Below are 24,262 nucleotides of genomic sequence, written 5' to 3' on the forward strand. Positions count from 1 at the left end.
CGCCCGGTTACATTCCGAACCCGGAAGCTAAGCCTCACAGCGCCGATGGTACTGCAGGGGGGACCCTGTGGGAGAGTAGGACACCGCCGAACAATCTTTGGAAGGACCCCTGGTCACCAGCGTTCAGCTGGGACCAGGGGTCCTTTCGTTTTTTGTGGCGCGCCGGGTACCCGGCCGCGCGAGGATGATTTTGCGGTACCGAAGACAGGAGTCACCGATGTCCACCAACTCTCCCGACGAGCGTCCGGAGCGCGAGCAGCGTCGCCGGGACGGTGGTGACCGGGGAGACCGCGGCGGATACCGCAGCGGTCCGCGTCGCGGCGGCGACCGGGGCGGCGACCGCGGCGGTCACGGCCGCCGTGAGGACGACCGCGGCTACGGCCGTCGCGAGGACGACCGGGGCGGTCACGGCCGGCGCGACGACGATCGAGGTGGCTACGGCCGTCGTGACGACCGCCGGGGCGGTGAGCGCTCCGAGCGCGGTGACTTCCGCCGTGACGACCGCCGCGACGACCGGCCCTCCTACCGTCGTGACGACCGCGGTGACGACCACCGCCGTGAGGGCGACCGCGGTGGCTACGGCCGCCGTGACGACCGCGACCGCCCCTCCTACCGCCGCGACGACCGAGGCTCCTCCTACCGGCGCGACGACCGGAGCGACGACCGCAGGGACGACCGGCGCGACGACCGCGGCGGCTACGGCCGCCGCGACGACCGGCGTGACGACCGGCGTGACGGCGACCGCCGCGGCTTCCGGCGGGACGACGAGCGCGGCTACGCCCGCCGTGAGGACGACCGGGGTGGCTACGCCCGCCGCGACGACGACCGCGGCCACGGCCGGCGGGGCGACGACCGTGGCGGCTTCGGCCGCCGTGACGACCGCGGCGGCTTCCGCCGCGACGACCGGTCCGAGCGCGCCGAGCGCCCTGACCGCGGCGGCTTCCGTCGTGACGACCGCAGGGACGACCGGCGCGACGACCGTGGCGGCTACGACCGCCGCGACGACCGGCCCTCCTTCCGTCGTGACGACCGCGGTGACGACCACCGCCGTGAGGGCGACCGCGGTGGCTACGGCCGCCGCGACGACCGAGGCTCCTCCTACCGGCGCGACGACCGAGGCTCCTCCTACCGGCGCGACGACCGAGGCCCCTCCTACCGCCGCGACGACCGCAGGGACGACCGGCGCGACGACCGCAGGGACGGCGACCGGGGTGGCTTCCGCGGCCGGGACCGTGACGACCGCGGTGGCCGGGGCCCCCGTCGTGACGGGCGGGACGACCGCGTCGGGCGCCCGGGCGGCTTCCGCGGCCGTGACGACCGGCGTGGCGGCGGCCGCTTCCGCGACGAGCGCGAGCGCGACCGGGACCGCGAGCCGATCAAGCGGCTGCCGATCCCCGAGGACGTCACCGGCGAGGAGATCGACAAGGACGTCCGGCAGGAGCTCCAGAGCCTGCCCAAGACGCTCGCGGACGACGTCGCCAGGAACCTGGTGATGGTCGCCCGGCTCATCGACGAGGACCCCGAGGCCGCCTACGGCTACTCGAAGGTGGCCCTGCGGCTGGCCTCCCGTGTCGCGGCCGTGCGCGAGGCGGCCGGGTTCGCCGCGTACGCGAGCCAGAAGTACGCGGAGGCGCTCGCCGAGTTCCGGGCCGCCCGCCGGATGACCGGCACGGTGGACCTGTGGCCCGTCATGGCCGACTGCGAGCGCGGCCTCGGCCGGCCGGAGAAGGCGCTCGACATGGCCGGAGCCCCGGAGGTGCACAAGCTGGACAAGGCCGGGCAGGTGGAGATGCGTCTCGTGGCGGCCGGCGCCCGGCGGGACATGGGCCAGCTGGACGCCGCCATCGTGACCCTGCAGAGCCCCGAGCTGGCCTCCAACTCCGTCCAGCCGTGGACCGCCCGGCTGCGCTACGCCTACGCCGACGCACTGCTCGCCGCCGGCCGTGAGGGCGAGGCGCGCGAGTGGTTCGCCAAGGCCGTGGAGGCGGACCGGGACGGCAGCACCGACGCCTCCGACCGCCTGGCCGAGCTGGACGGCGTGGAGTTCACCGACGCCCTCGACGAGAGCGGCGAGGCCGACCGGAGCGGCGAGGGCGACGAGAACGACGAGAACAGCGAAAGCGGCACGAGCGGCACGCCGCACCGCGACGCCGGCCAGGGCGACAAGCCGCGCGGCGACGCCGGTGAGGACGCGGGCGAGGACGCCGGCGAGCGCTGATCGCAGCGCGCGGCCCGCGCGTCACGCTCCGGCCGGGGCCTCCGCGCCGCGCGGGCCCCGGCCGTACACACGGCCCCTGACGCCCTCCGGGGCGTCCTACCGGTCCAGTGCCCGCAGCACCAGCCCCGACGCCGGCTTCGGCCCGAACGAGGTCGACTTGCGGGGCATGGTGACCCCCTGGCGGGCCAGGTCGCGGACGACCTCCTCGCGCACCGGGTGCATCAGCACGGCCGTACCGCCGTCGCGTTCCGCCTTCTCCACCGTGGCGGCCGTGTCGTGGATGTAGGCGATGCGCGTCGGATCGTCCTCCGGGACGCGCCACACATGCTCCAGCAGTGCGGCGTGCAGGACCGTCGCGTCCAGGGTGCGCCAGGCGGCGGGCCGGTCGGCGGGGACCGTGCGGGCCAGCAGAGCGGGGTCCGGGCGGTCCACGAGGTGGAAGGCGCCGTCCCCGGCGAGGAGGAAGGCGTTGCCCGCCCCGGCCGCATCCGCGAGGGTCTCCATGGCTTCGGGCAGGGGCACCTCCAGGCGCCGTACCCGGAACAGGCCGTCCATGGCCGCCAGGGCGTCGCGGACCGGCAGGCCGTGCAGCAGGCGGTGGATGGCGCGGACCCGCAGCGGGTAGCGGGCGGTGTCCACCAGGAGGACCAGCCCGTAGTCCCAGGGGCTGGGGGAGGGATGCTCCGCGCGCAGACGCCGGTATGTGGCCCAGCGGTGGTGGCCGTCGGCGATCAGTGCCTGGTGCTGCGCCAGGTCCTGCCGGATGCCGGCGAGGTCGGCGGGGTCCGTGATGGCCCACAGACGGTGGCTGAAGCCGTCCTCCGTGGTCGTCGACAGCAGCGGCGGCCGTTCCGCGGCGCGTTCCACGGCCATGGCGGTGGCGGCGGTCGAGCCGTCGCCCCGGTAGGTGAGCAGCAGCGGCTCGAGGTTGGCGCAGGTGGCGCGCATCAGGGCGGCGCGGTCGGCGACCACGTGCGGCATCACGTCCTCGTGCGGCAGCACCACGCCCTCCGCCGGGTCCGACACGCGCAGCGCCCCGATCAGCCCGCGCTGCAGCAGGCCGTCGCCGTCGCGCTGCTCGTAGACGTACAGGCCCGGCTCGGGGTCGGCGGTCAGCACGCCCTCGGAGAGCCAGCGCTGCAGCGTCTCCGCCGCCTGCTTGTTGCGGGCACTGGGCGTGCCGGCCTGCGGCAGGATCAGGCGGACGATGTTGTACGGGTCCGCGGACTGGAGGTGGTGCAGTCCGTCGGGGCGCACGACGACGTCGTACGGCGGGGACGTCACGGCGGCCAGGGAGCCGACCCGGTCGGGGTCGTAGCGAAGGCCTCGGAACGGGGTGAGTTCGAGGCCCCGGCGCGTGGCGGCCGGTGCGGGACCAGCTGTGTTCATCCCGGCATCGTACGTGTGCCGGTGGGCATGGGGCATGATCGGGGAAACCGGTACGACGAGGAGCGATGCGGAATGAGCCAGGGCGTCAGGACCAGGCCCGAGGGCAGCGCGCGGGCGCTGAGCGAGGCGTACGACACGGCCCTGCTCGATCTGGACGGTGTGGTGTACGCGGGCGGTCACGCGATCGCGCACGCGGTCGACTCGCTCGGGACCGCCCGTTCGGGCGGCATGCGTCTGGCGTACGTGACCAACAACGCCCTGCGCACCCCGGACGCGGTGGCCCGGCACCTCACCGAGCTGGGGATACCGGCACAGGCGTCCGACGTCGTCACCTCGGCGCAGGCGGTGGCCCGGCTGATCGCCGACCAGGTGCCCCCGGGGGCGCGCGTCCTGGTGATCGGCGGCGAGGGGCTGCGGGTGGCGCTGCGCGAGCGCGGCCTTGAGCCGGTGGAGTCCGCCGACGACGACCCGGCGGCGGTGGTGCAGGGCTACGGGGGCCCCGAGCTGCGGTGGGGGCGGTTCGCGGAGGCGTGCTACGCCATCGCGCGGGGCGTGCCGTGGTTCGCGTCGAACACCGATCTGACGATCCCGGGAGCGCGCGGCATCGCGCCCGGCAACGGCGCGGCGGTGGAGGTGGTCCGGCTCGTCACGGGCGCCCGGCCGCAGGTGGCGGGCAAGCCGCTGCCGCCGATGCACCGCGAGACGATCCTGCGGACCGGCGCGGAGCGGCCCCTGGTGGTCGGTGACCGGCTGGACACGGACATCGAGGGCGCGTTCAACGGCGGGGTGGACTCGCTGCTGGTGCTGACCGGGGTGACCGACGGGGCGCAACTGCTGGCGGCGCCCCCGCGGCACCGTCCGACGTATGTCGACGCGGATCTGCGCGGGCTGCTCACCGGGCAGCCGGAGACCGCCCGCGAGGGCGAGGGCTTCCGGTGCGGCGGGTGGACGGCCGCGGCGCGGGTGGACGCCGGGCGGCTGGAACTGACCGGTGACGGGGAGCCGATGGACGGGCTGCGGGCGCTGTGCGCGGCGGCCTGGACGGCGGGCGGCGCGGAGCCGTGCGAGCTGGACGCGGCGAAGGCGCTGGCGCGGCTGGGGCTGTGAGGGCGCAGTCCCCGCAGGTCCCGGAGGCCCGGCAGCCACGGAGGCCCGGAAGCCATGGAGTCCCTGAGGTCTCGGAAGCCACGGAGTCCCGGGGTCCCGGAGCCCCGGAATCCCCGGAAAGCAGGCACGTCTGAGGCCCCGTCGAATGGGCAGCGAGGGTAGGCTAACCTAACCTCGTGTTGGTCGACAGTCCTCCCGAAGAGCGCGCGGCGCCGGCCGCCGCGCCACCGAACCGCGGCGCGGTGCGCGCCGCCGGGCTGCTCCTGTCCGTCGCGGTCCTGGCGCTCGTCACGCTGGCGAGCATCGCGATCGGGGCCAAGGAACTGTCCCCGGCACAGGTCTGGCACGGCCTGTTCCAGGACTCCGGGACGTACGGCGACGTCGTGGTCGGCGAGCGGCTGTCGCGCACCGTCCTCGGACTGCTCGCGGGGGCCGGACTCGGGCTGGCCGGTGCCGTCCTCCAGGCCCTGACCCGCAACCCGCTGGCCGACCCGGGCATCCTCGGCATCAACGCGGGGGCCTCCGCCGCCGTCGTCACCGCCATCACCTGGTTCGGTGTGAGCAGCCTGAGCGGCTACATCTGGTTCGCCTTCCTCGGCGCCGCCGCCGTGGGGGCGCTGGTGTGGTTCCTCGGCGGCAGCCGGAGCGCCACACCGGTCCGGCTCGCGCTCACCGGTACGGCGCTGAGCGCCGCGCTCTACGGCTACCTCCAGGCCGTGATGATCATGGATGACGCGGCCCTGGGCAGGATGCGCTTCTGGACGGTCGGCTCCCTGGCCTCGGCGACGAACGCCACCGTCGTCCAGGTGCTGCCGTTCTTCGCGGCCGGCACCGCGCTCGCCCTGCTGCTCGCACGGCCGCTCAACGCCATGGCGATGGGCGACGACACCGCCCGCGCCCTCGGCGCGGACCTCCACCGCACCCGGGCCCTGTCCATGCTCGCCGCGACCGTGCTGTGCGGAGCCGCGACCGCCGCCTGCGGTCCGATCGTCTTCGTCGGCCTGATGGTCCCGCACGTGGTGCGCTCCTTCACCGGCCCCGACCTGCGCTGGATCCTGCCCTTCACGGCGGTCCTGTCGCCCGTGCTGCTGCTCGGCGCGGACGTGCTCGGGCGGATCGCCGCCCGCCCCGCCGAGGTGCAGGTCGGGGTGGTCACCGCGATCATCGGCGGCCCGGTGTTCATCCTGCTGGTACGGCGGCGCGGGACGGCCCGGCTGTGAGGACCCCCCGCGCCCCGCGCGCCACCCCGGACCCGCGTGCCACCCCCGCCCCGCGCGCCGCCCCGCACCCGGACACCCGCGAGGCCCGCGACACGCCCGGCTCCCGCGACACCAGCGGTCCCGGTGACAGCCGCGCCCCGCGCACCGTCCGCGCCCTGCGCGTCCCGGGCGGGCTGTCCGTCCGCGTCGACGTCCGCGCCTGCGTGGTCGTCGTGGCGCTGGTGGCCGCCGCGCTCGCCGCGAGTGTCGTGCTCATCGGCACCGGCGACCTCGCCGTCCCCGCGCCCGACGTGCTCAGGGCGCTCACCGGCGGCGGCAGCCCGGTCCAGCGGTTCGTCGTCCGGGAGCTGCGGCTGCCGCGCGTGCTGGTCGGGCTGCTGGTCGGCGCCTGCCTGGGGCTGGGCGGGGCGCTGTTCCAGTCCGTCTCCCGCAATCCGCTCGGCAGCCCCGACGTGCTCGGCCTGACCCAGGGCGCCACGGCCGGCGCGCTGGTGGTGATCGTGCTGTTCTCGGGCAGCGCCACCGCGGTCACCCTCGGAGCGCTGGGCGGCGGCCTGCTGACCGGCCTGGCCGTCCACCTCCTGGCCTGGAAGCAGGGCGTGCACGGCTACCGGCTGGTCCTGGTCGGCATCGGCGTGTCGGCCGTCGCCACCGCGGTCAACGGCTACCTCGTCACCAAGGCCGACTTCGTCGACGCCGCCCGCGCCGTGGTGTGGATGACCGGCTCCCTCAACGGCCGCGACTGGACCCAGGTCGGCCCGCTGTCCGCCCTGTGCGCGGTGCTCGTCCCGTTGGTGCTGGCCAACGCGCGCGGGCTGCGGATGCTGGAGATGGGCGACGACGTCTCCCACGCCCTGGGGGTGCGCGTGGAGCGGGTACGGCTGGTGCTGATGGTCGCGGCCGTCCTGCTGACCGCGGCCGCGACCGCCGCCGCCGGCCCCGTCGGCTTCGTCGCCCTGACCGCCCCGCAGCTCGCCCGCCGCCTCACCCGCTCGCCCGGCCCGAACCTGGTGCCCTCGCTGTGCATGGGCGCCGCCCTGCTGGTCACCGCCGACTGGGCCGCCCAGCGCGCCTTCGGCGCCGACCAGCTGCCCGTGGGCGTGGTCACCGGCGTACTCGGCGGCCTCTACCTGCTGTGGCTGCTGGTCACCGAGCGCAGGAGGGGGCGGATATGAGCGCCCGCGCCACCGCAGTGAACGATCCGAGGAGCACCGTGAACCGCCTGTCCGCCGACAACGTCACCCTCGCCTACGACCAGCGCGTCATCGCCGAGCGGCTGTCGGTCGCCATCCCGGACGGCTCCTTCACGGTGATCGTCGGCCCCAACGCCTGCGGCAAGTCCACGCTGCTGCGGGCCCTGTCCCGGATGCTCCGGCCCAGCGAGGGCCGGGTGCTGCTGGACGGGCAGGTCATCCAGTCGCTGCCGGCCAAGAAGGTCGCCCGGACGCTCGGGCTGCTGCCGCAGTCCTCGATCGCGCCCGACGGCATCACCGTGGCCGACCTGGTGGGCCGGGGCCGCTACCCGCACCAGGGGCTGCTGCGGCAGTGGTCGGCCGAGGACGAGCGGGTGGTGCGGGAGTCCATGGAGCGCACCGGAGTGAGCGCGCTCGCCGAGCGGTACGTCGACGAGCTGTCCGGCGGCCAGCGCCAGCGCGTGTGGATCGCCATGGCCCTCGCCCAGCGGACGCCGCTGCTGCTGCTCGACGAGCCGACGACGTACCTGGACATCCAGCACCAGATCGACGTCCTCGACCTGTGCGCCGAGCTGCACGAGGAGCAGGGCCGCACGCTCGTGGCCGTGCTGCACGACCTCAACCACGCCGCCCGCTACGCCACCCACCTGATCGCGCTGCGCGAGGGCCGGGTCGTCGCCGAGGGGGCGCCCGGCGACATCGTGACGGCCGCCTTGGTGGAGGAGGTCTTCGGACTGCGCTGCCAGGTCGTCGAGGACCCCGAGACGGGCACCCCGCTGGTGGTGCCGGCGGCGCGCCGGGCACGGTCCGGCGCCGCGCCCGGCGGCGTACGGCGGCCCGCCGCTACAGAAGCTTCCTGAGGCGGAACAGGTCCACCAGGCTCGCCTCCAGCCGCACCCGGCCCGAGCCCCAGGCGGTGGCGAAGTTCAGCTCGCCGCCGACCAGCGCGACCAGGTCGTCGCCGGCCATGGCCAGCCGGATCTGGGCCTTCTGCGGCGGCGGGCCCGGCACGGTCTCCCGCACCTCGACCCGGCCACCGGTCAGCCGGCCCACGAAAGTGACGTCCAGGTCCATGACGTGGCAGCTCACCGAGCGGTCGAGCGCCGTCGCCTCGCGGACGTCCCCCTCCGCGTTCGCCATGTTGTCCGAGAGCTTCTCGAGTGCGCTGCGGCACTCCTCGATCGTGGCCATCGCGACCGACGGTACCCCAGGGCTTCGCGGTAGCGTCTGGGCATGAGCGACTCTGTGACCGAGACGGACGTCCCGGCGGAGCATCCGGCGCAGGCACCCGCGGCCGCCGGCCCGGCGGGCCCCGCCGCGCCACGCGACGAGCCCGGCGTGCCGGGGCGCGAGGCCGACGCGCCGGAGCACGACCCCGCCGCGCCCGCCCCCCTGGGGATCGTGCGCACCCCCACCGGCGACGCCGATGTGGACGCGGCGCTGGAGCGGCTCGGCGACGCGGACCACCTCGCCACCGACGGCCACGTGGAGGTGTACGAGGATGTACACCGGGGGCTGCGCGACGCGCTGACCGCGCTCGACACCCGCCCGGGACCTCCGGCGCCCCCCGCACCCGCACCGCCGTACCGACACAGGAGCTGAACCGAACGTGGCAGGAGTCGCACGCCGCCGTCTGGACGCGGAGCTGGTCCGCCGCAGGCTCGCGCGCTCGCGCGAGCACGCGAGCCAGCTGATCGCCGCCGGGCGGGTCACCGTCGGCAAGACCGTCGCGACCAAGCCCGCCACCCAGGTGGAGACCGCCGCCGCCATCGTGGTGACCGCCGACGACAGCGACCCCGACTACGTCTCCCGGGGCGGGCACAAACTCGCCGGCGCGCTCAAGGCCTTCGGGCCGGCCGGGCTCGTCGTCGAGGGACGGCGGGCGCTGGACGCCGGCGCGTCCACCGGCGGCTTCACCGACGTGCTGCTGCGCGCGGGCGCCGCCCACGTCGTCGCCGTGGACGTCGGATACGGACAACTCGCCTGGTCTCTCCGCAACGATGAACGCGTCACCGTCAAGGACCGTACGAACGTACGCGAGTTGACGCTCGAGGCGATCGATGGGGAGCCTGTGGATCTTGTCGTGGGGGATCTGTCGTTCATCCCGCTCGGCCTGGTGCTGCCCGCCCTGGTGCGGTGCGTGAAACCGGACGCCGATCTGGTGATGATGGTCAAGCCGCAGTTCGAGGTGGGAAAGGAGCGGCTGGGCAGCGGGGGTGTCGTACGGAGTCCGCAGCTGCGGGCGGAGGCCGTGCGCGGCGTCGCGGACAAGGCGTGGGAACTGGGGCTCGGGGTGAACGGTGTCACCGCCAGCCCGCTGCCCGGGCCGTCCGGGAACGTCGAGTACTTTCTGTGGCTGCGTGCCGGGGCGCCCGCCCTGGACCCGGCCGACGTTGACCGTGCAGTGGCGGAGGGGCCGCGTTGACACAGAACCGAGCGCGAACCGTTTTCCTGCTCGCGCACACCGGGCGGACCGCCGCCATCCGCAGTGCCGAGCTGGTGGTCAAGGGGCTGCTGCGGTCCGGGATCGGGGTCCGCGTCCTGGAGGCGGAGGCCGCCGACCTGCCGCTGCCGGACGAGGTGGAGCTGGTCAAGGAGGCCACCCCGCAGTGCCTGGACGGCTGCGAACTGCTGATCGTGCTCGGCGGCGACGGCACGCTGCTGCGCGGCGCCGAGTTCGCCCGCGCCTCCGGGGTGCCGATGCTGGGGGTGAACCTGGGACGGGTCGGCTTCCTCGCCGAGGCCGAGCGGGACGACCTGGACAAGGTCGTCGACCGGGTGGTCAGCCGCGCCTACGAGGTCGAGGAGCGCATGACCGTCGACGTGGTCGTGCACCGCAACGGGGACATCGTGCACACCGACTGGGCGCTGAACGAGGCCGCCGTGCAGAAGGTGTCCGCCGAGCGGATGCTCGAGGTGGTCCTGGAGATCGACGGGCGGCCGGTCACCGGGTTCGGCTGCGACGGCATCGTGTGCGCGACGCCCACCGGCTCGACCGCCTACGCCTTCTCCGCGGGCGGGCCCGTGGTGTGGCCGGAGGTGGAGGCGCTGCTGATGGTGCCGATCTCCGCGCACGCGCTGTTCGCCAAGCCGCTCGTGACCTCGCCGGACTCGGTGCTGGCCGTCGAGGTGCTGCCGCACGTCCCGCCGGGCGTGCTGTGGTGCGACGGCCGGCGCACCGTGGAACTGCCCGCCGGGGCGAGGGTCGAGGTCCGGCGCGGGGCGGTGCCCGTGCGCCTGGCCCGGCTGCACCACGCCTCCTTCACGGACCGCCTGGTGGCCAAGTTCGCGCTGCCGGTCTCCGGCTGGCGCGGCGCGCCGCACTAGCCGGAGGACCGGGCCCGGGCGCGGCTCCTGGCCCCGCGGCCGCGGGGAGCACCGCGTCCGGGTCCCGTCCGTGACGGCGACCGCCGGACCGTCCCCGCACGGGCGGGGTCCCGCCCCCGCACGGGCGGGGTCGCACCGGTGAAAGAGCGGCCTGCCCGGCAGGTCACGGCCCCGGGCGCCGTCGGTCGGGTGGGGCGCGTCGCGCGAGGCGAGCAAAACCTCGTATGGTCGGGGTCGTGTTGGAGGAGATGCGGATACGGTCGCTCGGGGTGATCGACGACGCGGTCGTCGAGCTGTCACCCGGCTTCACCGCCGTCACCGGTGAGACGGGCGCGGGCAAGACCATGGTGGTCACCAGTCTGGGGCTGCTGCTGGGCGGGCGCGCCGACCCGGCGCTCGTGCGGATCGGGGCCGGCAAGGCGGTCGTGGAGGGACGGGTCACCGTCCCCGCGGACGCCTCCGCCGCCGTACGGGCCGAGGAGGCGGGCGCCGAGCTCGATGACGGTGCGCTGCTGATCAGCCGTACCGTTTCCGCCGAGGGGCGCTCCAGGGCGCACCTGGGCGGGCGGAGCGTGCCCGTCGGGCTGCTCGCCGAGCTCGCCGACGACCTGGTGGCCGTGCACGGGCAGACCGACCAGCAGGGGCTGCTGAAGCTGTCCCGGCAGCGGCAGGCGCTCGACCGGTACGCGGGCGACGCCGTCGCCGTGCCGCTGGCCAAGTACGCCGAGGCCTACAAGCGGCTGCGGGCCGTCTCCGCGGAGCTCGAGGAGATCACCACGCGCGCGCGGGAGCGGGCCCAGGAGGCCGACATGCTGCGCTACGGCCTCGAGGAGATCGCCGGGGTCGAACCGCGCGCCGGGGAGGACGCCGAGCTGGCCGAGGAGGCGGAGCGGCTCGGGCACGCCGAGGCACTGTCGTCCGCCGCGACCGCCGCGCACGCCGCGCTCGCGGGCAATCCGGAGGACCCCGAGGGCATCGACGCGGCCACCCTGGTCGCGGGCGCCCAGCGGGCCCTGGAGGCCGTGCGCTCGCACGATCCGGCCCTCGCCGCGCTGGCCGACCGCATCGGCGAGATCGGCATCCTGCTCGGGGACGTCGCCGGGGAGCTGGCGGGCTACGCCGACGACCTGGACGCCGACCCGCTGCGCCTGGCGGCCGTGGAGGAGCGCAGGGCCGCGCTGACCGCGCTCACCCGCAAGTACGGCCAGGACGTCAATGAAGTGCTCGCCTGGGCGGAGCGCGGCGCCGCACGGCTGACCGAACTCGAGGGCGACGACTCGCGGATCGGGGAGCTGACCGCCGAGCGGGACGCGCTGCGCGCCGAACTCGGCGGTCTGGCGCAGGCCCTGACGGACGCCCGGACCCAGGCCGCGGAGCGGTTCGCGGCCGCCGTGACCGCCGAGCTGGCCTCGCTCGCCATGCCCCACGCACGCGTGTCGTTCGCGCTGCGCCAGACCGAGGACCCCGACGGCGTCGAGGTCGGCGGCCGTACCGTGGCCTACGGCCCGTCCGGCGTGGACGAGGTCGAGCTGCTGCTCGCCCCCCATCCGGGCGCACCGCCGCGGCCGATCGCCAAGGGCGCCTCGGGCGGTGAGCTGTCGCGGGTGATGCTGGCCGTCGAGGTCGTCTTCGCCGGCACGGACCCGGTGCCGACGTATCTGTTCGACGAGGTCGACGCGGGCGTCGGCGGCAAGGCGGCCGTGGAGATCGGCCGCCGGCTCGCCCGGCTGGCCAGGACCGCCCAGGTCGTCGTGGTCACGCATCTGCCGCAGGTGGCGGCCTTCGCCGACCGGCAGCTGCTGGTGGAGAAGACCGACGACGGGTCGGTGACCCGGTCGGGCGTGAAGGTGCTCGAGGGCGAGGACCGCATCCGCGAGCTGTCGCGGATGCTGGCCGGGCAGGAGGACTCCGAGACGGCGCGGGCCCACGCCGAGGAACTGCTCGCCTCGGCCCGGGCCGACCTGTAGCGGTGCGTAGGGTGGCGGGATGATCTCCCGTCCCGTCACCTCCTTCGCGTCGGCCGCCGTCCTCACCGGCACCGCGACCGCCGCCCTGCGGGCCGCGGCCCCGGGCGGCCGCGCACGCTGGGAACGCCGCAACCACGCGGGGCGGAGCGTGGGGCTGTACTCCGGCCCCGCGGCCACCCTCGCCGCCGCGGCCGGCGCCGTGCGGCTGCACCCGGCCGCCGCACTGGCCGTCCTGGCCGCCGGCGCCTGCGGGGCCTACGACGACATCGCCGGGGCCGGCGACCCGCGCCGCGGGTTCCGGGCCCACCTCGGCGCGCTCCGGCGGGGCGAAGTCACCAGCGGCGCCGTCAAGTTGTTCGGCGTCTCGGCGGCGGGGGCGGTGGCCGGCGCGGTCCTCGGCCGGCGGCCGTGGGACAAGGCGCTGGCGGGCGTGGTGATCGCCGGGACCGCGCACGCGGTGAACCTCGTGGACGTACGTCCGGGCCGGGCCGCCGGCCTGGTGCTCGCCCTCGCGGCGCCCGGGCTGCTGCGCGGCGGGCCGGACGCGCGGGCGGCCGCCGCCGTGGCGGGCGCCGCCGCGGCCGTACTGCCCGGCGACCTCGCCGAACGGACGATGCTCGGCGACACCGGGGCGCACGCCCTGGGCGCGGCGCTGGGCGCCGCCGCGGTGGCACGCGAGGGGCGCCGCGGTCTGCTCGCCCACACCGCGGCGGTGCTGGCGGCGGCCGCGTGCGGCGAGAGGGTGAGCGCGCTCGCCCGTGCGCCGTGGACCCGGGGAGGGCGCCCCGCGCGCCGTCTCACATCGTGCGACTCCGTGCGCGGGGCCGTACCCCACTTTCACTCGTGTGAGTGAATGAGAGCGGTGTGGCGGCCCGTCGTCCCGGCCCTCACCGCCCCGGACGGCCCCGGAACACCCGTACGTACTGGCATCCTTGGGGCTGGGGCCGGCACGCGGCGGAAGCGCGCACGGCCGGGCCGCCCGGTCCGGTGCCCGCTCCCCGTTCCACCCCCGGTACGTTTCCCCGTGATCGTCCAGCGCCCGTCGAGTGATCGTCCGGCGACCGTTCCACGCCGAACCAGGAGCCCGGCCACGTGAGCCCCGTCAGCAGCCCCGCACCGCACGGACAGTCGCCGCTGCGCACCGTGCAGGTGCTGGGCGGCGGAAACGCCGGCAGCAGCGCGCACGTGCGGTCCCTGGCCGCCGGCCTGGTCGCGCGGGGCGTACGGGTGACGGTGTGCGCCCCCGCGGAGGCCGACCGCGTCTACGGGTTCACCCGGGCCGGCGCCGCCCACGTCCATGTGCCGCGCAGCAGCGACCCGGTGTCCGTGGCCGCGCTGCGGACGGCCTGCGCGGACGCCGACCTCGTCCACGCGCACGGGCTGCACGCCTCCTTCCGGGCCGCCCTGGCGCTCAGCGGACGGCACACCCCGCTCGTCGTCACCTGGCACAACCACGCCCACGCCGAAGGTCCGCGCGCCCACCTGCTGCGGGTGCTGGAGCGGCGCGTGGCGAAGGCGGCCACCGTGGTGCTCGGCACCACCTCCGCGCTCGTGGACCGGGCCCGGCGCAGGGGAGCACGCGACGCCCGGCTCGCCGCGGTGGCCGTGCCCCGGCCCCGCCCCGGCCGCCCGCGCCCGGACCCGCCGCCCTCCAAGCTGCGGGCCGAACTCGGCGCCACCGAGCGCCCGTTGCTCATCGCCGTGGGCTCCCTGAACCCGTACCGGGGCCACGACCTCCTGCTGGACGCCGCCCGGGCCTGGCGGCTGCTGCTGGACCCGGTGCCGCTGCTGGTGATCGCGGGGGAGGGGCCGCTGCGTACGGCGCTGCGACGGCGGATCGAGGCCGAGGAGCTGCCGGTGCGGCTCCTCGGCCGCCGCGACGACGTCGGCGACCTGCTCGCGGCGGCCGATCTGGCGCTGCTGCCGGAGAGCCCGGAGGCCCGCTCCGTCCTCGCCCAGGAGGCCCTGCACGCGCGCGTGCCGCTGGTCGCCGCGCGGACCGGCTCCGTCACCGAACTCGTGGGCGAGGCGGCTGAACTCGTCCCGCACCGGGACCCGGAGGCGTTCGCCGCCGCCGTGGTACGGCTGCTCGGCGACCCCGGACGCTGCCGGGCGCTGCGCGAGGAGGGCGCCCGGCAGGCGGCCACCTGGCCCACCGAGGACGAGACCGTCGCCCAGGTCCTCAGCGTCTACGACGAGCTGACCCAGCCCCGACCGCTCCCCTAGGAGCCGGACCCGACCGGGCCCGGACGGCACCCCGGCCGACGGGAGCCGGGCCGGCCGGGGCCGGGTCGGATGGGGTTGGGCCGGACGGGAGCTCGGCCCGAGCGGGGCCGGGCCCGAGCGGGGCCGGGCCCGAGCGGGGCCGGGCCCGAGCGAGGCCGGACGGGAGCCGAGCCGACGGGAGCGGGGTCGGCCGGGGCTGGGCTGGGCCGGACAGTAGCTGGGCCCAGCGGGGCCGGGTCGGATGGGAGCCGGCTCGATCGGGGCCGGGCCGGATGGAGTCGGGCCGACCGGGGCCGGGCCGGATGGAGTCGGGCCGAGTGGGGCCGGGCTGGATGGGAGCTGGGCCCGACCGGGGCCGGGCCGAACAGAGCCGGGCTCGCCGGAGCCGGGCCGACCGAGGCCGGGGCCAGACGGAGTCGGGCCGGCCGGGGCCGGGTCGGCCGGGGTTGGCCGGATGGGAGCCGGGCCGAGCGGGGCCGGACGGGAGCCCGGACGTCGGGAGCCGGGCCGGCCGGGGCCGGGCCGACCGGGGCCGGGCCGGACAGAGCCGGGCCGACCGGGGCCTGGCCCGGCCCCCGGTGGCCCGGGCCGGGGCCGGGCCGCCTAGGGCACGTGGCGGCGGGCCCGTAGGGCGAGGCTCAGTGCCAGCACGGTCTGCGGGTCGTCCAGGTCGGTGCCCAGCAACTCCCCGATGCGGGCCAGGCGGTTGTAGAGGGTCTGCCGGTTCAGATGCAGCTCCCGGGCGGTCTCCGCCTTGCGGCCGGCGTGCGCCAGATACGTCTGGAGGGTCGGCAGCAGCGGCGGTCTGGAGCGGGCGTCGTGCTCCAGCACCGGGCCGATCGCGCGGTCCACGAAGGCCGCGAGGTCCGGGTGGCCGCGCAGCCGCCACAGCAGCAGGTCGATGTCGAGGCGGCGGGCGTCGTACCAGGGCCGCTCCGGCAGCCCCTGGGCCGCCGTTGCCGCCTCCGCCGCGTGCCGCAGCCCCGCGGAGGCCGCCGCCCAGCTCCCCGCCACGCCGACCACCACGACCGGCGGCTGGGGGTACCCCCTGCCAGTGGCGCCCGGGGCGGCGGCCGGGTGCCCCATCCCCGCCCGCTCCACCCCGGCGCGCAGTGCCGCCGCGACCCGGTCGGCGACCGCGGGGCGCTCCGCCTCCGAGCGCAGCCCGACCAGCAGCGGCACCCGCCCCTCGACGGGCCGCACCCCCAGCAGCACCGGCACGCCGACCGCGGCCAGCTCCTCGGACACGGCACGCGCCAGCACCGCCCAGCCGCCGCCGGGCGCGAGGGCGTCGCCCAGCCGCATCACCACCGGCAGCAGCGGACCGGCGCCCGGCCTGAAGCCGAGGACGCGGGCCTGCGCGGGCGCGTCCTCCGGGGCGATCCGCCCCTCGGCGAGGTCGGTGAGGAAGTCGCCGCGCCCGCGGGCCGCGAGCTCCTCCTCCTGCCGTGCCTGCATCAGCACCACGGCCAGGATGCCCGCCGTGCGCTCGGCGGCCATCCGGTGCACCGGTGCGAGCGGCGAGCGGACCGGCAGCAGCACCAGGCGGGCGCGGACCGAGCCGGTGCCGGGGCCGCCGCCGGGTACGTCCACCAGGACCGAGCCGGCCGGCGGCGGGGTCTGCTTGTGCTGGCCGCGCAGCCCCTCCCAGACCTGGAGCGGGTCGGCGCCCTCGGGGCCGGAGCCGGCCGCGAACAGCAGTTGCCCGTCCGGGTTCTCCAGGAAGACCGGGTTGCCGGCGAAGTCGGCGAGGATGCCGAGCACCTGCGGGACCCCGCCGCCGCCGAGCAGGGCCTCGGTGCAGCGGCGGTGCACCTCCTCGGCGCGCTGGAGCAGGGCGTAGTGGCCGTTGACGATCTCGGTGTGGATCTCCTCGGTGACCGTCACGAAGGGCACCTCGCGGTGCAGCTGGACGAGCGGGAGACCGGTGGCGCGCGCGGTTTCCACCACGGCCGCGGGCAGCCGGGCGAAGCGGGGCCCCAGCTCGATCACCAGGGCCGCGATGCCGCGGTCGGCGAGGGTGCGGACGAAGGCGCGCTGGTCGGCGGGGCGGGTGCCGAGGCCGTATCCGGTGGTGAGCAGCAGCTCGCCGCCCTTGAGGAGGGAGGCGATGTTGGGGACCTCGCCGGCGTGCACCCAGCGCACGGTCCGGCTGAGCCGGTCGGCTCCGGCGAGGACCTCGGGCAGGCCGCTGCGCAGGCCGGGCAGTTCCAGGGCGCGCTGCACGGTGATGCCGGCGCCCTCCGTGTCGAATCTGCGGTCCATGCGGTCCATGCGGTCCATGCGGTCCATGCGGTCCATGCGAGGACGCTACCTGCACGAATGCGGCCGGGACAGGGCCGGGTGCGCGGCGCGGGCGCCGGGCGGGTGCGGGGCGGGCGCGGGGTGGGACCGGCCCGGGCGGCACGCGGGCGGGCCGGCGCGCGGCGGTGCGGGGCGATTGCCGCCCCGCACCCGCCAGTCCCCACGCGCCCCGGTCGCCGGGGCGGCGGAGCCGGGCGGCGGTCAGCCCCCGTAGGCGCCGCTCGCCGTCAGGCGCAGCGCCGTGTCGATCAGGGGCACGTGGCTGAAGGCCTGGGGGAAGTTGCCCACCTGGCGCTTCAGGCGCGGGTCCCACTCCTCGGCGAGCAGGCCCAGGTCGTTGCGCAGCGACAGCAGCTTCTCGAACAGCTTCCTCGCCTCGTCGACGCGGCCGATCATCGCCAGGTCGTCGGCCATCCAGAACGAGCAGGCCAGGAAGGCGCCCTCGTCGCCGGGGAGGCCGTCCACGCCCTCGTGGTCGCCCGAGGTGGGGTAGCGCAGGATGAAGCCGTCCGGGGTGGACAGCTCCCGCTGGATCGCCTCGATGGTGCCGATCACCCGCTTGTCGTCCGGGGGCAGGAAGCCCATCTGCGGGATGAGCAGCAAGGAGGCGTCCAGCTCGCGCGAGCCGTAGGACTGGGTGAAGGTGTTGCGCTCCTTGTCGTAGCCCTTCTCGCACACGTCCCGGTGGATCTCCTCGCGCAGCTCCTTCCACCGCTCCAGCGGGCCGTCCACGTCCCCGGACTCCATCAGCTTGATCGTGCGGTCCACCGCGACCCACGCCATGACCTTGGAGTGCACGAAATGGCGGCGCGGGCCGCGCACCTCCCAGATGCCCTCGTCCGGCTCCTGCCAGTGCTTCTCCAGGTAGCGGATCAGCTTGAGCTGGAGCAGCGAGGCGTAGTCGTTGCGGGCCAGGCCGGTCATGTGGGCCAGGTGCAGGGCCTCGGTGACCTCGCCGTAGACGTCCAGCTGGAGCTGGTGGGCCGCGCCGTTGCCGACCCGGACCGGGGCGGAGTTCTCGTAGCCGGGCAGCCAGTCCAGCTCCGCCTCGCCGAGTTCCCGCTCGCCGGCGATGCCGTACATGATCTGCAGGTTCTCGGGGTCGCCGGCCACCGCGCGCAGCAGCCACTCGCGCCAGGCACGGGCCTCCTCGCGGTAGCCGGTGCGCAGCAGCGAGGACAGGGTGATCGCCGCGTCCCGCAGCCAGGTGTAGCGGTAGTCCCAGTTGCGGACGCCGCCGATGTCCTCGGGCAGGGAGGTGGTGGGGGCCGCGACGATCCCGCCCGTGGGGGCGTACGTCAGGGCCTTCAGGGTGATCAGGGAGCGGATCACGGCCTCCCGGTAGGGGCCGTGGTACGTACAGTGCCCGACCCACTCGCGCCAGAACTCCTCCGTCGCCTCCAGCGACTGCTCCGGCTCGGGCAGCGGCGGGGCCTCCTTGTGCGAGGGCTGCCAGGAGATGGTGAACGCGATCCGGTCACCGGGAGCGACCGTGAAGTCCGCGTACGTGGTCAGCGCCTTGCCGTAGGTCTCCACGGGTGTGTCGAACCACACGGAGTCCGGGCCCGCGACCGCGACCGTCCGCGTCTCGTACCGGTGCACCCAGGGGACGATCCGGCCGTAGGAGAAGCGCATGCGCAGCGACGAGCGCATCGGCACCCGGCCCGAGACGCCCTCGACGACGCGGATCAGCTGGGGGGCGCCGTCGCGCGGGGGCATGAAGTCGGTCACGCGGACCGTGCCGCGCGGGGTGTCCCACTCCGACTCCAGGATCAGCGAGTCGCCGCGGTAGCTGCGCCGGGCCGCGGCCGGGGGCTCGGTGCCGGCGGCGTGGGCCGGGCCGAGCCGCCAGAAGCCGTGCTCCTCGTTGCCCAGCAGACCGGCGAAGATGGCGTGCGAGTCGAAGCGGGGCAGGCACAGCCAGTCGACCGTGCCGTCCCGGCAGACCAGGGCAGCGGTCTGCATGTCTCCGATGAGTGCGTAGTCTTCGATGCGCCCGGCCACGTGCAACTCCAGTCGAACGGCCACGTCACACCCCGCGAAGGGGCTGTCGCTAGTGCGGTCAAGGGGTGGTTGTAATGCGTCGTCGAGAGGTGAGGCAAAGCCGCCGGTCAGTCATGGCGGCAGAACGACAACCTTTGCTCAACGAACTGACGAGCTCTCGTTGTTCCGGTGGCTTCGGGCGGGGGTGGTGCCGTGGTGCCGGCCGGGCTCGGCAGCGAGTGTCCGAGCAGGATACGACGCACGTAGATGATGTGCGTGCCGCTCCGGGCAACGTGCATGCGCCGATCGGGTGAGCCACGGGCGCGCGCGCCGAGCGCGGTACGCGACGGTGGCGGGGCGTGCGCGGAGCGTGGCCGGGAGCCATCCCCCTCCGGCGCTGATACCCTGGTAGCCCGTGGACCGGTGGGCTCGAAACCCCCGAACCGCAGCGACGGCACCTCCGCCGGACAACCCGGGTCTCCCGGGCCGGACCGCCGTACCGCACGACAAACCGCGACCACGGGAGCCCCCTCTTGGCCATGCCGCCCGCTGCTTTCCGAAACAGCACAGCCACGACGACCAAGCACATCTTCGTCACCGGGGGTGTCGCCTCCTCGCTCGGCAAGGGTCTCACCGCCTCGAGCCTCGGCATGCTGCTCAAGGCCCGGGGTTTGCGTGTCGTGATGCAGAAGCTCGACCCGTACCTGAACGTCGACCCGGGCACGATGAACCCCTTCCAGCACGGTGAGGTGTTCGTCACCAACGACGGCGCCGAGACCGACCTGGACATCGGCCACTACGAGCGCTTCCTCGACCGCGACCTGGACGGCACCGCCAACGTCACCACCGGCCAGGTGTACTCCACGGTCATCGCCAAGGAGCGGCGCGGCGAGTACCTCGGCGACACGGTGCAGGTCATCCCGCACATCACCAACGAGATCAAGCACCGCATCCGCCGCATGGCCACCGACGAGGTGGACGTGGTCATCACGGAGGTCGGCGGCACGGTCGGCGACATCGAGTCCCTGCCGTTCCTGGAGACCGTCCGCCAGGTCCGCCACGAGGTCGGCCGGGACAACGTGTTCGTCGTCCACATCTCCCTCCTTCCCTACATCGGGCCGTCGGGAGAGCTGAAGACGAAGCCGACCCAGCACTCGGTTGCGGCCCTGCGCAACATCGGCATCCAGCCGGACGCGATCGTGCTGCGCTGCGACCGCGAGGTGCCCACCGCGATCAAGCGCAAGATCTCCCTGATGTGCGACGTCGACGAGGCCGCCGTGGTGGCCTGCCCCGACGCCCGCTCGATCTACGACATCCCCAAGGTCGTGCACTCCGAGGGCCTGGACGCCTACGTCGTGCGCAAGCTGGACCTGCCCTTCCGCGACGTGGACTGGACGACCTGGGACGACCTGCTCGACCGGGTCCACAACCCCGAGCACGAGATCACCCTCGCGCTGGTCGGCAAGTACATCGACCTGCCCGACGCCTATCTGTCGGTCACCGAGGCGCTGCGCGCGGGCGGCTTCGCCAACCGGGCCCGGGTGAAGATCAAGTGGGTCACCTCGGACGACTGCAAGACCCCGGCGGGCGCCCAGCAGCAGCTCGGGGACGTGGACGCCATCTGCATCCCGGGCGGCTTCGGCGACCGCGGCGTGCTCGGCAAGGTGGGCGCCATCCGCTACGCCCGGGAGAACCGCATCCCGCTGCTCGGCCTGTGCCTGGGCCTGCAGTGCATCGTGATCGAGGCCGCGCGCAACCTGGCCGGGATCTCCGACGCCAACTCCACCGAGTTCGACCCGGCCACCGCCCACCCGGTGATCTCCACCATGGCCGAGCAGCTCGACATCGTGGCCGGCGAGGGCGACATGGGCGGCACCATGCGGCTCGGCATGTACCCGGCCAAGCTGGCCGAGGGCTCGATCGTGCGCGAGGTCCACGACGGCAAGGAGTACGTCGAGGAGCGGCACCGCCACCGCTACGAGGTGAACAACGCCTACCGGGCCGAGCTGGAGAAGAAGGCGGGCATCGTCTTCTCCGGCACCTCGCCGGACGGCAAGCTCGTCGAGTACGTCGAGTACCCGCGCGACGTCCACCCGTACCTGGTCGCCACGCAGGCGCACCCCGAGCTGCGCTCGCGGCCGACCCGTCCGCACCCGCTGTTCGCCGGCCTGGTCAAGGCCGCGGTCGAGCGGAAGAACTCCAAGTAACACACCAGTTGTACGGTTGCCGGGGTGCAAACCTTCAAAGGCGGGCACCCCGGTTCGCATTGCGGCCGGTCACCTCTTGTACGTCCCCAGCACGTGTGGAAGGACAGGGCATGACGATCAAGGACATTCCCGAGGAGTGGGAGATCCGGGCGACCGCGACCCCCTTCACCGGGAACAAGACCTCGGTCCGCACCGACGACGTGGTCATGCCCGACGGTTCGGTGGCGCGCCGCGACTACCAGGTGCACCCCGGGTCGGTGGCCGTGCTCGCCCTGGACGCCGAGGACCGGGTCCTGCTCGTCCGCCAGTACCGCCACCCCGTGCGGCAGCGGCTGTGGGAGATCCCGGCCGGGCTGCTCGACGTCCCCGGGGAGAACCCGCTGCACGCCGCCCAGCGCGAGCTGTACGAGGAGGCGCACGTCAAGGCCGAGGACTGGCGGGTGCTGACCGACGTGTACACCAGCCCCGGCGGCTGCGACGAGGCAGTGCGGATCTTCCTGGCCCGCGAGCTGTCGGAGGCGGAGGGCGAGCGCTTCGCGGCCGAGCACGAGGAGACGGACATGGAACTCGCGCGCGTGCCCGTCGAGGAGCTGGTGCGCGGGGTGCTCGCGGGTGAGCTGCACAACAACTGCCTCGTGGTGGGCGTCCTGTCCCTCCTGGCCGCCCGGCAGGGCGACGGCCTGGACGCGCTGCGCCCGGCCGGGGCGCCCTGGCCGGCGCGTCCCTTCGACGCGTGAACCCGGCGGGGCCCCACCGCCCGGCACTGCGGTGTGACCATCGCCTGATCCGATCGGGCGATGTGACCGCCGCGCTCGTCCCGGAACGTCGCAGAGCGTGAACTAGGCTCTGGAAACGCCCGGACCGGAGTCCCGGCGGGCTTGCGCGTGCGGTGGACGGGAGTGTGGCCCGTGGCGGATCAGGCGGTGGACGCGGAGGGCGTGGACCTGTCCGGCGAGGACCTGTTCACCGCGCCCACGACCCGCCTGTTCCTGGGCCGCACACGCGAGTTGAAGGAGCTGCGCGAGGACATCGAGCGGGCCGGTCTCGACACCCTCTCCGGTCGCAAGGCCCCCCGCGCGCGTGTGCTGCTCATCGCGGGCCGCCCAGGCTCCGGCCGTACGTCGCTTGCCGAGGAGCTGGTACGGCGGGTCGCGGACCGTTACCCCGACGGGGTGCTGCGGGCCAGGCTCACCGAGCCCGACGGCACTCCGGTACCGGTCGAGCGCGCCGCGCGCGACCTGCTCACCGCCCTCGGCCTGCCGGCCCCGCCGGGCGCCGCCGAGGACGACCTGACCGCCGCCCTGCGCGACGCCCTCGCCGGCCGCCGGGCGCTGCTGCTGCTCGACGACGCGGCCGGCGCCGGACAGGTCGACGCGCTGCTGCCGGACGACGCCGGCTGCCTGCTCGTCGCGGTCTCCCGGGGCCCGCTCACCGGCATCGCCGACGTGCGCCCCTGCACCCTGGGCGGCCTGGACACCAAGTCCGGCCTGGAACTGCTGGCCCACCGCATCGACCCGGTGCGGATCACCGTCGACCCGCGTGCCGCCGAGAGCCTGGTGGAGGTCTGCGAGGGCCAGCCCGCCGCCCTCGCCCTGGCCGGCGGGTGGCTCGCCGCCCACCCCCAGGCGGCCGTCGCCGACCTCGCCAAGCAGTTGCACGCCGACCCCGAGGAGGGCACGGCGCTCAGCAGGGTGCTGCGGCTGGTGCACGCCGGCCTGTCCGCCTCCGCCGCCCGGACCCTGCGCCTGCTGGCCCTGGCCCCGGCCGGCGACGTCGATCCGCACACCGCCTCGGCGCTGGCCGGCTGCTCGGTCGACAGCGCCCGGGGACTGTGCGACGACTTCGCCGCCCTCGGCCTGCTGCGCGCCGTGCCCGGCCCGCTGCCGCGCTACGAGGTCCCCGGCTGCCTGCACCCCCTGCTGGCCGCCCTCGCCGGGCGCCAGGACCGCCCCGCCGAGCTCCAGCTGGCCCGCGCCCGGATGCTGGAGCGCACGGTACGGCTGCTGCAGTCCTGCCGCGCGATCACCGAGACCGACGACCCCGACAGCCGCGAGCGGCTCAAGAACCTGCCCCCGGCCCTGCGCTTCGCCACCCCGCGCGCCGCCGCCGAGTGGCTTGGCGTGCGCCGGCCCGCCCTGCTCGCCGCCGCCCGCCTCGCGGTCGCCGACGGCGGGCTCGACACCCTGGCCCGCCGGCTGCTGTCCCAGCTGGTCCGGGCGATGGTCGCGCACATCGGCACCCGGGCCGCCGCGCCCGACCTGTACGGAGTCCACCGCCTGGTGCTGGACGTGGCCGAGCGGCAGCGGCTCCCCCGGGAGAAGGCCGCCGCCCTGCTGAACCTCGCCGACCTGGACGCCCGCACCGGCCGGACCGCCGAGGCGCTCGCCCGCTACCGGGCCGCGCTGGACGCCGGACGCGAGGCGAACGACCCCTACGCGACCGGCCGCGCGATGGAATCCGTAGGCAGCGCGCACCAGGAGCTCGGGGACCACGACCGGGCGGCCGACTGGTTCGGCCGGGCCCTGGCCCAGCGCCTGGCGCGCGGGGAGCACGAGGACGCCGCCCGGCTGTACGGGCGGATCGCCGCCGCCCACACCTACGCCGGCCGGTACGGCGAGGCGCTGCGCAACTGGCGGGCGGCGGTCGCGGCGCACCGCAGGTCGGGCGATGTCCCCGCGCACGCGCGGGCGTTGAGCGAGCTGGCCCGGGTGCAGGAGTACGCGGGACGGCACGAGGACTGCCTGCGCACCTGCCAGGAGGCGGTGGAGTGGGCCCGCCGCGCCGGGGACACGCGGCTGCAGGCCGCGCTGCAGCTGCGGCTCGCCGACACCCTGGAGCGGCTGGGCGACCCGACGGCGGCGGCCCTGCACCGCGGGGCCGCGCGGCGCATGCTCGGCGACGGGATCGAGCCGGTCACCGGGCCGGACCCGGAGGGCACACAACCGGAATCCGGGGCTAACGCCTGCGAAATCCGTAGTGCATCCACTGAAGATTGATGCAATGAAAGGCTAGACAGCGAGAACGCCTTCATTAGACTGGCCCTGCCGCTCGTTCTCCTGCGGTGTCTCCTGGTATGCCCGTGCGTGCCGGGGTACGTCTTGTATTGCCCCACATTTCCCTG

The 24,262-nt window shown here is 75.3% G+C and carries 18 protein-coding genes and 1 rRNA gene; 15 read left to right on the forward strand and 4 right to left on the reverse strand.

The features are described 5' to 3' along the window. A 5S ribosomal RNA gene (gene rrf, locus ACI2LW_RS22915) occupies positions 1–92 on the forward strand; the annotation flags it as partial. 1,292 nt (positions 93–1,384) lie between these two features. Next, a complete protein-coding gene (locus ACI2LW_RS22920; protein ID WP_404733173.1) occupies positions 1,385–2,218 on the forward strand; it encodes a hypothetical protein in 834 nt (277 codons plus the stop codon). A gap of 96 nt (positions 2,219–2,314) precedes the next feature. Here ACI2LW_RS22920 and ACI2LW_RS22925 read toward each other — a convergent pair whose 3' ends face one another. Continuing rightward, positions 2,315–3,607, reverse strand: coding sequence for a DUF1015 domain-containing protein (locus ACI2LW_RS22925; protein ID WP_404733073.1), 1,293 nt, complete (start codon positions 3,605–3,607; stop codon positions 2,315–2,317). A gap of 72 nt (positions 3,608–3,679) precedes the next feature. Here ACI2LW_RS22925 and ACI2LW_RS22930 point away from each other — a divergent pair, with 72 nt between their 5' ends. The 4 genes from ACI2LW_RS22930 (at position 3,680) to ACI2LW_RS22945 (ending at position 7,987) form a co-directional block, all read left to right on the forward strand. Continuing rightward, positions 3,680–4,714: an HAD hydrolase-like protein gene (locus ACI2LW_RS22930; protein ID WP_404733074.1), complete on the forward strand. Its 1,035-nt coding sequence runs from the start codon at positions 3,680–3,682 to the stop codon at positions 4,712–4,714. A 176-nt stretch (positions 4,715–4,890) separates the two neighbouring features. Beyond that, on the forward strand, positions 4,891–5,934 hold the full coding sequence (locus ACI2LW_RS22935; protein ID WP_404733075.1) for a FecCD family ABC transporter permease: 1,044 nt from the start codon (positions 4,891–4,893) through the stop codon (positions 5,932–5,934). 155 nt (positions 5,935–6,089) lie between these two features. Continuing rightward, positions 6,090–7,109, forward strand: a complete 1,020-nt coding sequence (locus ACI2LW_RS22940; RefSeq protein ID WP_404733174.1) for a FecCD family ABC transporter permease — start codon at positions 6,090–6,092, stop codon at positions 7,107–7,109. After that, positions 7,106–7,987, forward strand: a complete 882-nt coding sequence (locus tag ACI2LW_RS22945) for an ABC transporter ATP-binding protein (protein ID WP_404733076.1) — start codon at positions 7,106–7,108, stop codon at positions 7,985–7,987. Before ACI2LW_RS22940 ends, ACI2LW_RS22945 begins: the two co-directional genes overlap by 4 nt. On the opposite strand, the gene ACI2LW_RS22950 is transcribed toward ACI2LW_RS22945, so the two are convergent. Continuing rightward, entirely contained in the window at positions 7,971–8,318 is a 348-nt protein-coding gene (locus tag ACI2LW_RS22950) for a sterol-binding protein (protein ID WP_404733077.1), read from the reverse strand. The two genes, ACI2LW_RS22945 and ACI2LW_RS22950, sit on opposite strands and share 17 nt — an antisense overlap. A gap of 42 nt (positions 8,319–8,360) precedes the next feature. Here ACI2LW_RS22950 and ACI2LW_RS22955 point away from each other — a divergent pair, with 42 nt between their 5' ends. The 6 genes from ACI2LW_RS22955 (at position 8,361) to ACI2LW_RS22980 (ending at position 14,647) form a co-directional block, all read left to right on the forward strand. After that, complete coding sequence (locus ACI2LW_RS22955; RefSeq protein ID WP_404733078.1) at positions 8,361–8,729, forward strand: hypothetical protein; 369 nt, start codon at positions 8,361–8,363, stop codon at positions 8,727–8,729. A gap of 7 nt (positions 8,730–8,736) precedes the next feature. Continuing rightward, complete coding sequence (locus tag ACI2LW_RS22960) at positions 8,737–9,552, forward strand: hemolysin (protein WP_404733079.1); 816 nt, start codon at positions 8,737–8,739, stop codon at positions 9,550–9,552. Next, positions 9,549–10,454 carry an NAD kinase gene (locus ACI2LW_RS22965; RefSeq protein WP_404733080.1) on the forward strand — a complete coding sequence of 302 codons (906 nt, stop codon included), beginning with the start codon at positions 9,549–9,551 and terminating at the stop codon, positions 10,452–10,454. Before ACI2LW_RS22960 ends, ACI2LW_RS22965 begins: the two co-directional genes overlap by 4 nt. A gap of 224 nt (positions 10,455–10,678) precedes the next feature. Next, on the forward strand, positions 10,679–12,421 hold the full coding sequence (gene recN, locus ACI2LW_RS22970) for a DNA repair protein RecN (protein ID WP_404733081.1): 1,743 nt from the start codon (positions 10,679–10,681) through the stop codon (positions 12,419–12,421). A 19-nt stretch (positions 12,422–12,440) separates the two neighbouring features. Further along, entirely contained in the window at positions 12,441–13,274 is an 834-nt protein-coding gene (locus ACI2LW_RS22975; RefSeq protein WP_404733082.1) for a hypothetical protein, read from the forward strand. Between the two features lie 239 nt (positions 13,275–13,513). Then, entirely contained in the window at positions 13,514–14,647 is a 1,134-nt protein-coding gene (locus ACI2LW_RS22980; protein WP_404733083.1) for a glycosyltransferase family 4 protein, read from the forward strand. 603 nt (positions 14,648–15,250) lie between these two features. Here ACI2LW_RS22980 and ACI2LW_RS22985 read toward each other — a convergent pair. Beyond that, complete coding sequence (locus ACI2LW_RS22985) at positions 15,251–16,912, reverse strand: PucR family transcriptional regulator (RefSeq protein ID WP_404733175.1); 1,662 nt, start codon at positions 16,910–16,912, stop codon at positions 15,251–15,253. Positions 16,913–17,152: 240 nt separating this feature from the next. Then, complete coding sequence (locus tag ACI2LW_RS22990; protein ID WP_404733176.1) at positions 17,153–18,955, reverse strand: glycoside hydrolase family 15 protein; 1,803 nt, start codon at positions 18,953–18,955, stop codon at positions 17,153–17,155. A gap of 518 nt (positions 18,956–19,473) precedes the next feature. On the opposite strand from ACI2LW_RS22990, the gene ACI2LW_RS22995 reads away from it, so the two are divergent. The 3 genes from ACI2LW_RS22995 to ACI2LW_RS23005 all read left to right on the forward strand — a co-directional run bounded on the left by ACI2LW_RS22995 (position 19,474) and on the right by ACI2LW_RS23005 (position 24,137). Next, on the forward strand, positions 19,474–21,141 hold the full coding sequence (locus ACI2LW_RS22995) for a CTP synthase (RefSeq protein WP_404733084.1): 1,668 nt from the start codon (positions 19,474–19,476) through the stop codon (positions 21,139–21,141). Between the two features lie 110 nt (positions 21,142–21,251). Beyond that, the gene (locus ACI2LW_RS23000) at positions 21,252–21,878 is read left to right on the forward strand and encodes an NUDIX domain-containing protein (protein WP_404733085.1); all 627 of its coding nucleotides are present in this window, start codon (positions 21,252–21,254) and stop codon (positions 21,876–21,878) included. Positions 21,879–22,049: 171 nt separating this feature from the next. Further along, entirely contained in the window at positions 22,050–24,137 is a 2,088-nt protein-coding gene (locus ACI2LW_RS23005; protein ID WP_404733086.1) for a tetratricopeptide repeat protein, read from the forward strand. Positions 24,138–24,262: the final 125 nt, after the last annotated feature.

The sequence above is a fragment of the Streptomyces sp. NPDC004065 genome, assembly GCF_044903565.1.
Lineage (GTDB): Bacteria > Actinomycetota > Actinomycetes > Streptomycetales > Streptomycetaceae > Streptomyces.

Bases quoted from the DNA above. Each gene is read 5' to 3' on its own strand.
- ACI2LW_RS22925 (WP_404733073.1), bottom strand. From the start codon at position 3,607: ATGAACACAGCTGGTCCCGCACCGGCCGCCACGCGCCGGGGCCTCGAA.
- ACI2LW_RS22985 (WP_404733175.1), bottom strand. From the start codon at position 16,912: ATGGACCGCAGATTCGACACGGAGGGCGCCGGCATCACCGTGCAGCGC.
- ACI2LW_RS22950 (WP_404733077.1), bottom strand. From the start codon at position 8,318: ATGGCCACGATCGAGGAGTGCCGCAGCGCACTCGAGAAGCTCTCGGAC.
- ACI2LW_RS22975 (WP_404733082.1), top strand. From the start codon at position 12,441: ATGATCTCCCGTCCCGTCACCTCCTTCGCGTCGGCCGCCGTCCTCACC.
- recN (WP_404733081.1), top strand. From the start codon at position 10,679: ATGGTCGGGGTCGTGTTGGAGGAGATGCGGATACGGTCGCTCGGGGTG.
- ACI2LW_RS23000 (WP_404733085.1), top strand. From the start codon at position 21,252: ATGACGATCAAGGACATTCCCGAGGAGTGGGAGATCCGGGCGACCGCG.
- ACI2LW_RS22945 (WP_404733076.1), top strand. From the start codon at position 7,106: ATGAGCGCCCGCGCCACCGCAGTGAACGATCCGAGGAGCACCGTGAAC.
- ACI2LW_RS22995 (WP_404733084.1), top strand. From the start codon at position 19,474: ATGCCGCCCGCTGCTTTCCGAAACAGCACAGCCACGACGACCAAGCAC.
- ACI2LW_RS22930 (WP_404733074.1), top strand. From the start codon at position 3,680: ATGAGCCAGGGCGTCAGGACCAGGCCCGAGGGCAGCGCGCGGGCGCTG.
- ACI2LW_RS22955 (WP_404733078.1), top strand. From the start codon at position 8,361: ATGAGCGACTCTGTGACCGAGACGGACGTCCCGGCGGAGCATCCGGCG.